Here is a 13,989-nt window from a genome sequence, read left to right as displayed (position 1 = left end):
TACACAAACTTGATGCAATTGATAGCAGCTCAGTAATTTTACAATTTTATTGGTGAAGAATGTCTGCTAAGTCTCCGCTTGAGTGCGCCTCCGGCATCCGTTGATAGTCTTTGCGGGCGATCGCACGCCCGGTAATGCCCACCTGCAAACCTCTGCGGGGTCGATCGCCTTTTACCGAGAGTCGCCCTCTCAATCTTAAGTTTTATGTCTAAATGTTTCGATGGATCGCGCAATCGTCTGTTTTCTCCCTCCAGCGTGCCCAAACAGTCGGGAAACTCGAAAGGTCATGTTTGGCGATCGCCCGAGCGTGGTTAGATCGAAATAGGGATTATAGCGGGACAAAACCGCACTCTTTCTGACAAATCTGCTATTCTCGATTTCATGACAGTAATACCGCACCGCGCCAATCTTTTGCAAGACCGCAATCAACTGCATCAGTTGCTGTTAGATTGCCAGCAGTCTTTAACCGAAAAAGATCAAACAAAAATAGTTAGTATTTCTCAGGAAATTTCCCCCGTCGATCCGCTAGCGGTACTGCAAGAAATTGCCACACCCGATGACAGACACTTTTATTTTGAAAAAAGAGACCCCATTGTCGGCAACAGTTTTGCGATCGCCGCCCTAGATTCGGCAATCCATCTCACAGTAGCAGGAAGCGATCGATTTGCCCTCGCTCAAAATTTTATTCAATCAAGTCTAGCCCGGACAATTACCATCGGTACGGAACGTTTGCCCTTTAGCGGGCCGCACTTTTTTTGTAGCTTTGCTTTTTTTGATGAGAATGTCGCCACCAATTCTTACTTTCCCCCCGGTACCATATTTTTACCCAAATGGCAGATTACTCGCCTCAACGATAGCTGTACAATTGTCGCCAATGCCAAAATAGATAGAGATATAAATGTTAAAATTATTACTGAAACCATTAGCAAACAATTTGATAAAATTGCCTCTCAAAAATACATCAAATTAATTAACAGCCAAAACTCACTTCCATTAAAACAAATTCCTGTCAATGATGCCGCTCAATTTAAAAGATCTGTCAAGTCCGCTTTAGAATTAATCGAGTCTAAATATTTCAGTAAAATTGTGTTGTCCCAAGCTATAAATGTCATTTGCCAAACACCTTTTAGCGTAATAGATTCCTTAAATAACTTGCGCCTCACCTATCCAGGTTGCTACGTGTTTTCTACCAGTAACGGCAAAGGTCAGCAATTTATCGGTGCCAGTCCAGAACGCTTAATTAGCATTCACAACAATCAGTTGATCGCAGATGCTTTAGCCGGTTCTGCACCGAGGGGAAAAACTGAAGCAGAAGATGGTAATTTAGGCAAAGATTTACTCAACAGCGAAAAGGATATTCGAGAACATCAAGCTGTAATTGACTTTATAATCGATCGCCTTTCGAGTCTCGGCATCCATCCCGACTTTTCCCCGCTACCGAGACTGCTGCAACTATCCAACATTCAGCATTTGTGGACACCCATCAGGGCTAGAATTCCCCCAGATATTCACTTATTGAAAATTTTAGCCCAACTGCATCCAACGCCAGCGGTAGCGGGGGTACCGAGGGATATTGCACTACAGCAAATTCGGGGCTGCGAAAGCTGCGATCGCTCTTTGTATGCAGCACCCCTGGGCTGGATCGATCGCACTGGTAACGGCGAATTTGCTGTCGGCATTCGATCGGCATTAATCGATGGATCTCGGGCGATACTTCATGCTGGTGTTGGAATTGTGGCAGGTTCCGAACCCGACAAAGAACTAGCAGAAATTCAACTGAAACTGCAAGCACTTTTAAATGCTTTAGTTTAAGAATAATATAGCCTTTCGAGCGAAAAATGAGATAAGACATAGGGCATAGGGCATAGGGCATAGGGCATAGGGCATAGGGCATACCTTACTTTTGCGATAACTGCTATATCTCATAACTATGTAGCGAGAAATTAGGTAACTTAAGACTTAGATATGGGTAGCCAGAAACCGGGTTTTTCAGCCAAGACTAGCCAAAAACCCTCAATCTCGAAAAAACCCGGTTTATTGAGCTTTGATTGAGAACCGTTATATGTCATAAAATATTATCGATCGCCAAAACAACAAAATGCTTGACTTTCGGAACACAAACACCCTCTGGGCTTCCATCATAGCCGAGACATTGCAGCGACTGGGACTAACCACAGCCGTAATTTGTCCCGGTTCGCGATCGGCCCCGCTAACCATAGCCTTCGCCCAGAATAAGTTAATAGAAACTATCCCCATCCTCGACGAGAGATCTGCGAGTTTCTTCGCCTTAGGAATCGCCAAAAAATCCGGTGTACCAACCGCCCTAATTTGTACCTCAGGAACCGCCGCAGCCAACTTTTATCCGGCGATTATCGAAGCCCGTGAAAGTCGAATTCCGCTGCTAATTCTCACAGCAGATAGACCCCCCGAATTGCGCGACTGTCACGCCGGACAAGCGATCGACCAAGTTAAACTATACGGCAATTATCCCAACTGGCAAGCGGAATTAGCCATCCCTTCAGCGTCCATAGGAATGCTAGACTATGTGCGACAGACGATCGTGTACGCGATCGAGCGATCGACCTTTCCGACACCAGGCCCAGTCCACCTCAACATCCCCCTTCGGGATCCGCTTGTACCAGTTTCAGACATTGCTGTCGAAGCTTTAGAAACACAATTCGATATCGAATATTTCTTTGCAGGATTAGAACCGATTTTTGCAGCAGAAACTTCTACCCCCCCCAGCCCCCCCTTGTTAAAGGGGGGAGTAAGAAGTGCAATAGAACCGATTTGTGCAGCAGAAACTTCTACCCCCCCCAGCCCCCCCTTGCCAAGGGGGGGAGTAAGAAGTGCAATAGAACAATGGCCCGAATGCAGTAAAGGGATTATTATTGCAGGTGTAGCCCAGCCTGAAGATGCAGAAAAGTATTGTAGTGCGATCGGCAAAATTTCCCAACTATTAAACTGGCCAGTATTAGCAGAAGGACTATCGCCCTTAAGAAACCGCGCCCAACTCAACCCCCATCTAATTTCCACCTACGATTTAATCCTGCGAAACCGCGAACTAGCAGATAAATTAACCCCAGAAATCGCCATTCAAATCGGAGACTTACCCACAAGCAAAGAATTGCGAAACTGGTTAGACAAAACCCAACCCAAACGCTACATAATCGACCCCAGCCACCACAACTTCGATCCCCTACACGGCCCAACAATTCACCTACGAACCTCTGTAGAAAACCTCGCAACTCTATTAACTCAAGTCCCCCCCCTTACCAAGGGGGGGTTAGGGGGGGTTCAAGATCGGGGCAACCACGGGGGGATTGCCCCTACAAACAATGAAACAAAAAACCAGAATTTTGTAGGGGTAGTGCCCCCGTGCCTACCCCTCACCTCTCCATCAAACGAATACCTCCAACTTTGGCGAAACACCGAAACCCAAGTCAGACAAACAATAGACCAAAAACTATCAGCAATTAACAACATCATCGAACCAAAAATTTCTTGGCTGCTTTCCCAAATATTGCCACCAGCCACACCCATATTTATTTCCAACAGTATGCCAGTCCGAGATGTCGAGTTTTTCTGGAAGCCGAACAACTTAGAAATAAAACCTTTTGTCAATCGCGGCGCCAACGGCATAGACGGCACATTGTCAACAGCTTTAGGAGTCGCCCACCGCAATCAAAGCAGCATTTTGTTAACAGGTGATTTAACACTTTTGCACGACACCAACGGCTTTTTAATTACAAATAAATTTGTCGGTCATCTGACAATTGTTTTAATTAATAACAACGGTGGCGGGATTTTTGAAATGTTGCCAGTTGCTAAATTTGACCCGCCCTTTGAAGAGTTTTTTGCCACACCGCAGGATATCAATTTTGCTCAATTGTGTGCAACTTACGGCGTGGAACACGAGATAATTGAGCATTGGGAGCAGTTCCAACAAAAATTAAGTTTTCTACCAAATAACGGGATTCGGGTCTTAGAATTGCCAACAAACAGGCGTACAGATGCTAAATGGCGGCAAGATAACCTAAGTAAATTTGCCAAAGGTTCGTAGTAAGGACTTCAGTCCTTTCTTGGGAAATTTAAGGACTAAAGTCCTGACTACGAACCTCATATGCCAAAGGTTCGTAGTCAGGACTTTAGTCCTTTCTTTAAGAATTCAAGGACTAAAGTCCTTACTACGAACCTTTTATGAACAATATTTAAACGGCTGCTTGAGCTAGCAGTGCATCTAACTCTCCATCTCCATCAAGTTTGTGAATGTCATCGCAGCCGCCGACGTGTTGACTGTTAATAAATATTTGGGGCACGCTGCGCTTTCCGTTAGCGCGATCGGCCATGGCATTTCTAGCAGCTTCGTCGCCGTCAATTTTGTATTCCGTGTAATTGACGCCTTTCCACCACAGCAAAGTTTTGGCGCGGATACAGTACGGACAGGTTTGCCAAGTATAAATTTCAACATTGGCTTTGATGCGATCGGGCTTGCGGCCCAAAATGGGATTCAGAAAATCAAGCATTTTCGGTACAGGGGTAAAATTTCAACTGGTTGAGAGATTAAATCATTTTAGCGAAACGCCATCAATCCCGCGTTCTACCAAAGGTTAGGCTGGGATGCAATTACCTGCCGCACCTGTAGTGCTGTGATTCGTGTCACACATTTACTCTACTCCGATCACTTGCTTTCATCCAAAATAATCACCTGCGGAACCTACTTAATATCACCGATCTTTTGAGGAAACCAAGCGATTATGAATATATCGAATTCAACCGCACTGCCATGAAAGCTTTACAACTCCTCCCCGGCGCTATCTCTGAAATCCTCGCTTCTGTAACCGACACAGGCGTTTTGACATTAGCCGATCGCTACGGTTTGATGGCCGCCACCTTAGACGAGTCGCTGAATGACGAAGATAGATGCTGTGTCAACCGCCTGCTGCGGGCAGTGCTCAAAGGCCGGGTGAGAATGGTCAACGAACTTTCAGCGTAACGAGGATTTGCAGTTTTGTTCTGATGGTAAGGTGAGTTAGCGGTAGATAAAGATGGCGAAATTGGTTGGCAGCCGATCGCCCGCCGGAGTCCCAGAGACTTGATATAACGGCAATTTGAATTCGATGTAAAGTTTTCTCCTCCAACAAAACAACGGTTTTTTTCGATGTGCAGCCTGTAACGGGCTGCTTTTTGTTGGACGGCTAGCTAATCGCGGATTTCCAGGTTGTACAGGTGGCAGAGGTCAATGATTTCTTGTTGGAAGCGATCGCGCACGTTCTGGGGCGACACAATCTCGCAATCTTTGCCGTACCTGTGGACATCTCGAAACAGCCAGAACAGGCTGGATACGCGCTTCACTACATGGCGCGCGTCTCCCACCATTTCATTTGCCACATCTTCATCCGGTTTGAATTCATAGTTTCCAGCCAATCCCTTGAAAAAGTGTAAGTGTACTTCTAGATAGTCGATGGTTTCGTGCCATTTTTCACTTGCAGGTAGCAAGTTGACAATCTTGTCCAAGCGTAAACACCGATTGTGAGCTAATTCCGGGATTTCTCTGGAGTCAGCTTCGTCGCACGAGATTTCTAGGTATAGGCGCTTGTCGTAGAGCCGAATTTTGGCACTGCGGGCAGTAAATTCGCTTACTTTGTCTTTGCGTGACTGATAAAACAGTCTGAACGGTTGGCGATCGTCAATCAGTTGATTGAGTCGAATCCGCCACGCTTCGGCAGTTTGGCTGACTTGTTCGAGCAATTGTTGCCGGACAGGGGTTTCCAGATTGGCTTTGTCCAAAAGTAATGCCATGACGATCTGGGCGGCTTCGACTTCGCCGGAGTCGTTAAGCAATTTGACGGCTTTGTTCAAAGATTGTACTTGCACTGGATTGAGTCTAAAGGGTTCGCCAACTTCGATTGTTTGTTGGGCGATCGCCACCAATAACCCAGATACACTGGGGGATTTACCCCAGAAGATACCGAGGCGAAGGGCGATCGACTCTAGCTGTTCTTTGGTTTCCGGTGGGACTGAAAGGGTGAGTGCTTCTTTTTTTCGCGGCATTTCTAGAAATATACTTGCACTTTTAAAAATACGTGCTATATTGATTTTATTGTAAATAGTAATTCCCTGCAAACCCAGAAAGTACCATCATTGCACTTGCAGAAGTTGTTGGCAACTCAAAAGCTTGTCCCAAGCAATAAATTTTACATGAGGAATCGATCGTGTCAAACCAGCGCCGACTGTTGAACCGTCCTCCCAAAACCTTAGAAGAACGGTATTTTAGCGAAATTCGACCCCAGCTTTACAAACGTCACGCAGCCCATCACCAGTACGGCGTCAGGGAAGGGACAACCCTTGCAGAACACCTCGACTCCGCCTGTCAGTTCATGTTGACAGTCAGCCGCATCGGCGGAGTCCCCGAAGACAAACGACCTGTACTGCTAGCAGCAACGGCCGTTCACGACCTCAACAAACTCGATTTATCAGGACAAAAACGCAATGTGCAAACTCTGGCTAGAAATCGGGAATTTTTGCAAGAACAGTTAGAAAAAGCTTGCGTACTCAGCTTTGTTGTCACAGAAAATGACTTTGAATTAGCCAGAAAGTTGATAGAACGCCACTCAGGGCACAACCGCAGCGATGCGGCGATATTTTTACCCGAAGATCCGGCGATCGATCGCTGGGCCGCAATGTTAACAGGGGCGGATTTATTCGATTTAGGAATTGCCGAATCCGAACGTTTTCGGAAAGTTCAAAAAGAATTAACCGTTGCCTTTAATCGTCCCAGTAAACTGTTTCGAGTGCGCGTATCTGAAGATAGAGGTTACATCACAGCTTTGTTACTTGGGGCTTGCGAAGAAGTTTTGCAAAAATACGGGTTGACGACCTTAGCAATTTTTCCAGATGGAGAACTGTTTGAGGGAGAAACTTTGCCAACAGTTGATTTAACAACAGAGATAGCTGCTTGTTGGCAAGGAAAAATCGACCTAGTTTTTGGTAATAATATCGAACGGTTAGTACGGGCGACCAAAGATGGGATTAAAATTGCTCAATCAGCCATCCAGCAAAATGTTGAGGAAGTGCTGCTAAACGTGCAGGCTTTATTGGAGAAGAAAAAAGCTGGATTCAAGGCGGATAAAATCAATAAAGATATTGCCAAATGGGGCGATACTGCGGGTGCAGATGCCGTGCAAAACGCAGCAGCCATTGGTTTGCTGGCTGTTGGGAGTGCAGAAGAATTTGCGATCGCCGAAGGATTGAAAGCGGCTTATCTCAGCTATCGAGAAGCAGGAATTAATCCGAAAGAAGTTTGGGACAAAATTGCCGATCGTGTTGGCATTTCACAACAGCAAAGAGCCGCACTTGAACCTTTTAACGGACAATACGGGCGACCTTTATTTGCAGCGAAAGCAGCTCAAAAAGGATTAGAGGGCATTCTGGAAGCACTACGCGAATCCTTCCAATTGCGAAAAGAAAGCACCCACAAACCAGAGACATCTGAGGCTTCAGAAGAAATAATTGCAGCAGTTGCCAAAACTTTAAGTTTACCCATAGCACTTCAATGGAACGGAATAGACGAACTGAATGCTTATATAGAAGCAAATCCTCGCAAACGCTGTTCTCTGGGGTCTACTTTCAGCGAAACAGACGACTTAGTTTCTGGCAATATGCCACCCGGTACAAAAGTTCAAGTTTTCTCAAATCGCTTACCCGGTGGAAGCAGCGCCGAACCAAAAAGGCAAGCAGACTCAATGGCTGCTTTAGCTTATCAGTTAATGGCGATCGGAGCAAACTTTCCGGGTGCTAATAAAAAAGATCCCATCTATTTGCACCTAGCATTACCGAAAGGTTCTTCTCCAGAATTACTGAGGATTTGGCGAGAACATTTAAAAGAACTTGCTGCTACCAATGCTGAAGGCGGTACTGTAACAGTTGACGAGTTTAAGCTTTACAAAGACAATATTCTGGAATTCAAGGCTAACAAAGTTGTCGGAATTGCATTTCCCAAACGTCCAGAATTTGTCCATGCAACTGTTACCGAAGCCTTAGTTTGGGGAGATGCTAATGCTTCTGTTGCCTTGCTCAAGTCACTGCGACTAGCTTTAGAATTATCCTTATCTTTAGAGTTTGGCTTTCCCTTTACCCTGAGTGGCAATTTAGAAGTAGAAACATCATCAAATATTTACGGGCGGGTAGAGGGAATTCCGGCTGCACTCCAAACTTTGCTAGGAAGCGGACAATACAGCCGTCAAGAAGCCGAGGAAATCCTCAAGCGGCTGCGCTGTATCGGCCAACTAGCGATCGCAGTTGCCAGCATTCAGAAAGCCGATGATTGTTTGTACGATTTAGCCCGTGCAGCGGCACAACCTCTTAACCTTTATTATGTGCTGCTGCGCTGGACTTTACGAGAACAAGATGAACCTAATCTGAGTGTAATTTGGAGTCGCATTCGCGAACCTTTGAATAGTTTACTGGAGAGTCTTATGCCCAATCAAAATACACTTTTAACCCAATATCTCAAAGAAGCAGCTCAAATAGCGGCGGCTGCTAACCTCAAGGGAAGTTCTTTCAAACGCACGTCTTTAGCAGAACCATTCACTGATTTTACAGCAGCAGTGCGCTCCCAAAAGCCTTACATGGATTTAGAGTTTATGTTTGCCTCTCTAGTGCAGCAGTACCACACTCGCCTCGATCGCATTCGCGATCACGTTGTAGGTGCAACTAAGCGCGAACAAATCAAGCAATATTACGAGGTTTTGCGAAAACTCTATGAGGAAGTTTATCAAGGGCGTCCAGAGAAACTTCTCTCCGATAAAGACAAACTTGAAGCTGCATATTTGTTTTTCTGGCAAGAAGCATATCAGCAGCTTCCCAAAAGAAAGTCTGAAGATAACTCTGATGATTCTGTTGAAACCACCACATCTGTTTAATTAATTAGGAGGTTCCCATGTCAATTAACAAGCTTAATCCAGTTCTTGCTCCCACTTACGATAATTTCCCCAAAGGGCGAATTATCAGTTTAATTGTTCTCAGGACAACTCATTCTGAAACTATTTTTCGCACCGAAGGTTCTGGCGAACCAATGTGCAGCGAATTTGTGCCTGCTGGTTTAGAAGATAAGAAGACAATCGTGCAGCGTTTGGTGATGACTAAGCGCAAACAGGTAGCACCAGAAAGGCGCAGGGGACGCGAATTCTTAAGAGCTCACGAACTTCTTTATACAAGTCCAAAAGAAGGTGCTCTTTGTTCGCTAAACACTAATGCACCTTGCGAAATGTGCGTCGATTGTTTTCTGTATGGTTTTGCTGCTGGAGGCGGCGGCGCTCAAAAAAGCCGGGTTTGGACTGAAGATGCTTTTAGTATTTTGACGGCCGGTCAAGCTGTGGGCGATCGCACAATCAATGCTATCTTTGAAAACGGCACAATGCGCGATGAAAATGGCAAACCATCAACCGCTTTAAATACCAGTGAATATATCAAACCGGGAGTGCATTTTATTGATGTCGTCACCCTCAAAGATGTTACGGCTGATGAGTTGCGTTATGCGATCGGCAATATTCTGCTAACAAGTCGCTACGGCGCTGTTTCCAGCCGCGTCGGACGGATGGAAAACCAGATATTAGGAGTCTTTGGCAGCATTGCCGAACTTCCTAGTTCTCTCGAATTGGTACAAGCTACCTATGATGCTTTGCCAAAGCCTTTAGAGCATCCTTTCGATACTGATGATTTGAGTGCAGCAATCAAACAAGTCATTGCAAATTGGACTAACAAGCGTGGAGTTTCGATGCAGCTTTCGGAAGATGAATTAAAAAGTTTAATTGCCGATGTAGACCATCACTGGTCAGAAACAGAACGCGATGAATTTCTGAAGCGATTGGATAGATCCTACCAGCCTTTCCGTCTACCTCCTGCCGAGAAAAAAGGCAAAGGCAAAAACAAAAAAACACCTGTAGAAACAGAGAGTTAATCTATGTCAACACTTCCTTTTCAAAAGGCAAAAATAGTCGAACTGTGGTGTGCAGAACCAGTCTTTTTTGCCTCTAGGGAGTTGTCTGATACCTATTACACTGAAGGTGCGATCGGGAACTATGCTCTTGCCTATGCTTTTGGCTGGGTACGTTCCCCCTATCGCCTTCAAGGTGAGGCAACAGGACGACCAACCTACAAAGAAGATTTAGGATCGATCGCACAAACTTGTTATGTATTGCCAGCTTCGCCAATAAATGGCAGAGTAACATTCAGATTTGAGCGGTTCAACGCACTTTCGGATGCTTATTGGTACGCGATGACTAATAACCGCGTCGCTACAGCCCGTGAAGATTTACCAATTCAAAGACAAGGAAAAAAACCGAGTTCATTTAGAGCAAGTAATTTTCCTCAAACCGGACGGTTGCGGATGATTGAACGCGGTAACAAGTTTCAAACTGTGGTGTTTGGAAATTGCGAATTACCCGATTATATTCGCGTGGGTAAATTCATGAGTAAAGTCAAAGTGAATGTTTTATCTGAATGTGAAATAGCTCTTTTACCGACTGGCGATTATCAAAGTCAAGCTTATTTAAGTGTAGCCGATCTCCCGCCTAATTTAGAGCTTTTGTCATTCGATTTAATTTCCATGCCGCCAGCACCTTTACTGAAAAACCTTTCCTTTCGAGGTGCAGCTTGGCAGATTGGTGAAATGATTGTGCCAGCCAATTTATATTTCTGTTGCGGAGGCAGACAAAATGGCTAATGAAAAGTTAGTTATTAAGCTAGAACCTCGAAGTATTTCAGCTTGTGCATCGCTGCCGCCTGAGTTGGCATTTATGAAAAATGCACTTCAGCATCAAGTTGATGTATTTGAACAGTCTCGGAATGCTGATATTGTGCTCAATTCGTCGCCAACTGGCACTGGAAAAACAGAAGCTAGTTGTACAGTATTACTGCATAATCCCACTCAAAGTGCTGTTTATGTCGCGCCGACTAATGCCTTAGTGGAACAACAGCGAGAAGCTTTAGAAAAGTTTGTCCGCGCAGCAGGTTTGCGTCACGTTGTGAAATCTGCTTCTGCTAGGGAAGTTAGGGAATGGCCTAATGATGTTGGCAATCGCCCTGGTGAGAAGCTGTACAATGTATTGCGGAATCCGGCTACAGTATTTTCAGATGTCGGGGCTAACCGACCAATTATTTTGGTAACGAATCCTGATATTTTTTACTACGCGACTTTCTTTGCGTACAACAAGAACGATCGCACAAACATCGCCAGTGCTTTTTATCAAAAGTTTGGCACTGTAATTTTTGATGAATTTCATCTATATGACGCTAAACAGTTGGTTAGTTTACTGTTTTATCTGACTTATTCTTACGTTTTCGGCTTTTTTGAATACGGGCGGCGAGTAGTTTTGTTGACAGCAACACCAGAACCAGCTTGTGAGTTAGCATTGAGAAATTTAGAGTTCAAGGGTGTTAAAATAGCCTGGATTAATGGAGAAACAGACAATTCTCATCTTTTACCATCGCAAACAGCAGTTAATCTTGAATTGCGATCGCAACCTGAAAGAAGCCAGTTTTTACTAGAATTAGCAGAGGAAGTTGTCAACCGTTTTCGAGAAAATTCCGATCGCAATGGTGCGGTAATTCTCGACTCAAAAGACCACATCAATCGCTTGGCTGACTTGCTTTATGCAAGAGGTTTGGGCGGAAAATTCGGGCGGATTACGGGTTCTACTCCCCAGGGCGATCGCAAATTAGCAGCCCAACGCCCGATTATTCTCGCAACCAGCACCGTAGATGTCGGATTTAACTTTGAAAGAAAGCCTGCACCGACGCGGCAAAACTTGGATTGGTTGATTTTTTCCAGTCGCGATCGCTTTTCATTTTGGCAGCGATTGGGACGAGTTGGACGGGTATTGGGCAAGTCTGAAACTAATATTGATTCCGAGGCGATCGGCTATTTACCAGAAAAGGCTTGGGAACAAGGTTTATCCACCCTAGATTGTACAGGAGGACGCGCCGCACTCAAACAAATCCTTGACAGTATTCCCTGTCTTGACAAACCCTTTTTAGACGTTTATTGGCGTTCCGAAGCCTTTTTAGAAATTGCCCGTCCTTTGTTAGAACTCGAAGAAAAATTTGAGAATTTACCCGGCATTGAATTAATAATGCAACTTTTCAATACTCTGAAAGAAACACTCGGAGGAAATCGCGATTGGGACTATTACCGGCGCCGAATGCGAACCTTGCGCGGGGCGGAAGATATTGTCAAAGTCTCTGCTAAAAAACTCACTCTCAAAAGCCAGTGGAAATACATTAAAGGCGGTCAAGCTTTTGTCAAAAAGTTTTTAGAGGTTCACTATCCGTTTGAAGTTGAGGAACTAAAAGCAAAAAGAGCCAGCATCGAAGAATTTGAAAACTTGTTTCAAGAAGATGATGAAGCTGGTAAAGAATTAAAAGACTTTGCTGAGATTTGGAGTGCTAGCTATGCACCGCTATTTCAATTTCGTTCCGGCTTGTTTGACAGTCTCCCGATCCGCGATCCTCAAGGCTTATTGCTGGATGATTCGGAAGAAACAATTTTAGACCCTCTCCATCTTTTGCGTTATTACGAATTTGTAGAAGATGGCGAATTTGTGGTAGTAACAGCCCGCGCTAAAGTCACCTATGAATTGAGCTTTCGGTTGCGCTATCGCGACAGTTCGCAAAATTTTGTTAACAAAGAGCTCAACAAGTTAACGGCTTTTCCCGATTGTAGAATAGAACGGCGGCTGGGAAGTGCGATCGCACCAACTCCTTTGCTGAAAGTTTTGGAAAAACAATTGCTACCGGGAGTAATAGTTTGCGGAGTCAAAAATGCTGCTGCTATTTTCCAACTCCGAAAGCAAGGAATTGTCTCATATCCGATCGTCATTGCTTGTGACGATGCTGAGAAAGAATACAAGTTTTTACCTGGATTAGCAGGAATCTTAGCTATGGCAATGAAAAGCAAACAGCTACGTCTCCCCGATGATGAACCTTTCATCATTTAGAAAATCAACAATCACCAACCATTAACTAAATATGCCGCACAGTCTCATCCTCAACCTTCTTCCCATCGCCCCAATTCCCCCCGGATACCTCACCGGAAGACACCTGCACGCCCTCTTCCTCACCCTCGTGAGTTCCGTTGACAAACAACTCGGCGATCGCCTCCACGATGCCACAGCCGACAAATCCTTCACCCTCAGCCCTTTGCAAACTAAAAAATGCCCTTTCAAAAAACACCATTCTCTCCAATCAGAACACATAGAATCGATTCCAGAACACTCTCTCTGTTGGTGGCGAATTAGTCTGCTGGATGACACTTTATTTGGCAAATTAACTCACCTTTGGCTGAATCTCAATCCATCCCGTCCGTGGCACCTTGGCCCGGCGGATTTGATGATTACGAAGATTCTCGGAACACCTCAAGTAGATCAACCTTGGGCTAATGCTTGTACTTACTCTCAACTTTACGAACAAGCTTCGGAAACTAATCGCTTAATTGCCTTCAGTTTTGCGACTCCTACTACTTTTCGGCAGGGAAAATTTGATTCGGTGATTCCTACTAGAGATTGCGTTTTTAACAGTCTCCTCAGTCGCTGGAATAAGTACAGCGGGATTGAGATTCCTAATTTACCATTGGATTCACTTTTTTCGACCTTTGTCAATATCAAAACTGAAAGATTGACTAACTATGAAAGCAATTTTGTGGGCATGGTTGGGGAGGTTAGTTATCGGATTTTGGGTGATGTGGAGCCTTTGGTGATTAAGCAAATTAATGCTTTGGCTGATTTTGGTCTTTACTGCGGGGTGGGGAGGAAAACTCCGATGGGGATGGGGATGACTCGACGGATTGTTGTTAATAGGAGTTAAACGGATTTTGAGGGCGGGCAAGATGCCGGATGTCCAGGGCGGGCAAGATGCCCACCCCACAATAATACTAAACTCTTGTGGAACAGGCATCTTGCCTGTTGCTAATTATGGATGTCCAGGGCGGGC

Annotated in this window: 11 protein-coding genes; 8 read left to right on the top strand and 3 right to left on the bottom strand. The window is 44.9% G+C overall.

Annotated features, from left to right (window positions below):
* Positions 1–46: 46 nt before the first annotated feature.
* On the bottom strand, positions 47–193 hold the full coding sequence (locus JGK22_RS07340; RefSeq protein WP_293182305.1) for a hypothetical protein: 147 nt from the start codon (positions 191–193) through the stop codon (positions 47–49).
* Positions 194–381: 188 nt separating this feature from the next.
* Here JGK22_RS07340 and JGK22_RS07335 point away from each other — a divergent pair, with 188 nt between their 5' ends.
* Together JGK22_RS07335 and menD are read left to right on the top strand one after the other, a co-directional pair.
* Positions 382–1,812 (top strand): isochorismate synthase, encoded by a 1,431-nt coding sequence (locus JGK22_RS07335; protein ID WP_293193231.1) that lies wholly within the window; start codon positions 382–384, stop codon positions 1,810–1,812.
* Between the two features lie 286 nt (positions 1,813–2,098).
* Positions 2,099–4,063 carry a 2-succinyl-5-enolpyruvyl-6-hydroxy-3-cyclohexene-1-carboxylic-acid synthase gene (gene menD / locus JGK22_RS07330; RefSeq protein ID WP_293281792.1) on the top strand — a complete coding sequence of 655 codons (1,965 nt, stop codon included), beginning with the start codon at positions 2,099–2,101 and terminating at the stop codon, positions 4,061–4,063.
* 148 nt (positions 4,064–4,211) lie between these two features.
* Here the strand turns inward: menD and grxC are convergent, their stop codons facing one another.
* Entirely contained in the window at positions 4,212–4,526 is a 315-nt protein-coding gene (gene grxC / locus JGK22_RS07325) for a glutaredoxin 3 (protein ID WP_293182299.1), read from the bottom strand.
* A 260-nt stretch (positions 4,527–4,786) separates the two neighbouring features.
* On the opposite strand from grxC, the gene JGK22_RS07320 reads away from it, so the two are divergent.
* Positions 4,787–4,996 (top strand): hypothetical protein, encoded by a 210-nt coding sequence (locus JGK22_RS07320; RefSeq protein WP_293182340.1) that lies wholly within the window; start codon positions 4,787–4,789, stop codon positions 4,994–4,996.
* A 206-nt stretch (positions 4,997–5,202) separates the two neighbouring features.
* On the opposite strand, the gene JGK22_RS07315 is transcribed toward JGK22_RS07320, so the two are convergent.
* A complete protein-coding gene (locus tag JGK22_RS07315) occupies positions 5,203–6,054 on the bottom strand; it encodes a WYL domain-containing protein (protein ID WP_293205474.1) in 852 nt (283 codons plus the stop codon).
* A gap of 161 nt (positions 6,055–6,215) precedes the next feature.
* Between JGK22_RS07315 and JGK22_RS07310 the strand changes: the two genes are divergently transcribed.
* The 5 genes from JGK22_RS07310 to cas6 are packed head-to-tail and all read left to right on the top strand — an operon-like array spanning position 6,216 to position 13,863.
* Positions 6,216–8,924: a CRISPR-associated protein Csc3 gene (locus JGK22_RS07310; protein WP_293205476.1), complete on the top strand. Its 2,709-nt coding sequence runs from the start codon at positions 6,216–6,218 to the stop codon at positions 8,922–8,924.
* A gap of 17 nt (positions 8,925–8,941) precedes the next feature.
* A complete protein-coding gene (gene cas7d, locus JGK22_RS07305) occupies positions 8,942–9,961 on the top strand; it encodes a type I-D CRISPR-associated protein Cas7/Csc2 (protein WP_293205478.1) in 1,020 nt (339 codons plus the stop codon).
* Between the two features lie 3 nt (positions 9,962–9,964).
* Positions 9,965–10,726, top strand: a complete 762-nt coding sequence (gene cas5d / locus JGK22_RS07300) for a type I-D CRISPR-associated protein Cas5/Csc1 (protein ID WP_293205480.1) — start codon at positions 9,965–9,967, stop codon at positions 10,724–10,726.
* Positions 10,719–12,998, top strand: coding sequence for a type I-D CRISPR-associated helicase Cas3' (cas3, locus tag JGK22_RS07295; protein ID WP_293217436.1), 2,280 nt, complete (start codon positions 10,719–10,721; stop codon positions 12,996–12,998). Before cas5d ends, cas3 begins: the two co-directional genes overlap by 8 nt.
* 31 nt (positions 12,999–13,029) lie before the next feature.
* On the top strand, positions 13,030–13,863 hold the full coding sequence (gene cas6 / locus JGK22_RS07290) for a CRISPR-associated endoribonuclease Cas6 (RefSeq protein WP_293217433.1): 834 nt from the start codon (positions 13,030–13,032) through the stop codon (positions 13,861–13,863).
* Positions 13,864–13,989: the final 126 nt, after the last annotated feature.

The organism is Microcoleus sp. PH2017_08_TRC_O_A, assembly GCF_020738665.1.
GTDB lineage: Bacteria > Cyanobacteriota > Cyanobacteriia > Cyanobacteriales > Microcoleaceae > Microcoleus.
The sequence above is the reverse complement of the archived record's forward strand: the minus strand, read 5'-3'. Positions and strand labels throughout refer to the sequence as shown.

Bases quoted from the DNA above. Each gene is read 5' to 3' on its own strand.
- JGK22_RS07335 (WP_293193231.1), top strand. From the start codon at position 382: ATGACAGTAATACCGCACCGCGCCAATCTTTTGCAAGACCGCAATCAA.
- menD (WP_293281792.1), top strand. From the start codon at position 2,099: ATGCTTGACTTTCGGAACACAAACACCCTCTGGGCTTCCATCATAGCC.
- grxC (WP_293182299.1), bottom strand. From the start codon at position 4,526: ATGCTTGATTTTCTGAATCCCATTTTGGGCCGCAAGCCCGATCGCATC.
- JGK22_RS07320 (WP_293182340.1), top strand. From the start codon at position 4,787: ATGAAAGCTTTACAACTCCTCCCCGGCGCTATCTCTGAAATCCTCGCT.
- JGK22_RS07315 (WP_293205474.1), bottom strand. From the start codon at position 6,054: ATGCCGCGAAAAAAAGAAGCACTCACCCTTTCAGTCCCACCGGAAACC.
- cas7d (WP_293205478.1), top strand. From the start codon at position 8,942: ATGTCAATTAACAAGCTTAATCCAGTTCTTGCTCCCACTTACGATAAT.
- cas5d (WP_293205480.1), top strand. From the start codon at position 9,965: ATGTCAACACTTCCTTTTCAAAAGGCAAAAATAGTCGAACTGTGGTGT.
- cas3 (WP_293217436.1), top strand. From the start codon at position 10,719: ATGGCTAATGAAAAGTTAGTTATTAAGCTAGAACCTCGAAGTATTTCA.
- cas6 (WP_293217433.1), top strand. From the start codon at position 13,030: ATGCCGCACAGTCTCATCCTCAACCTTCTTCCCATCGCCCCAATTCCC.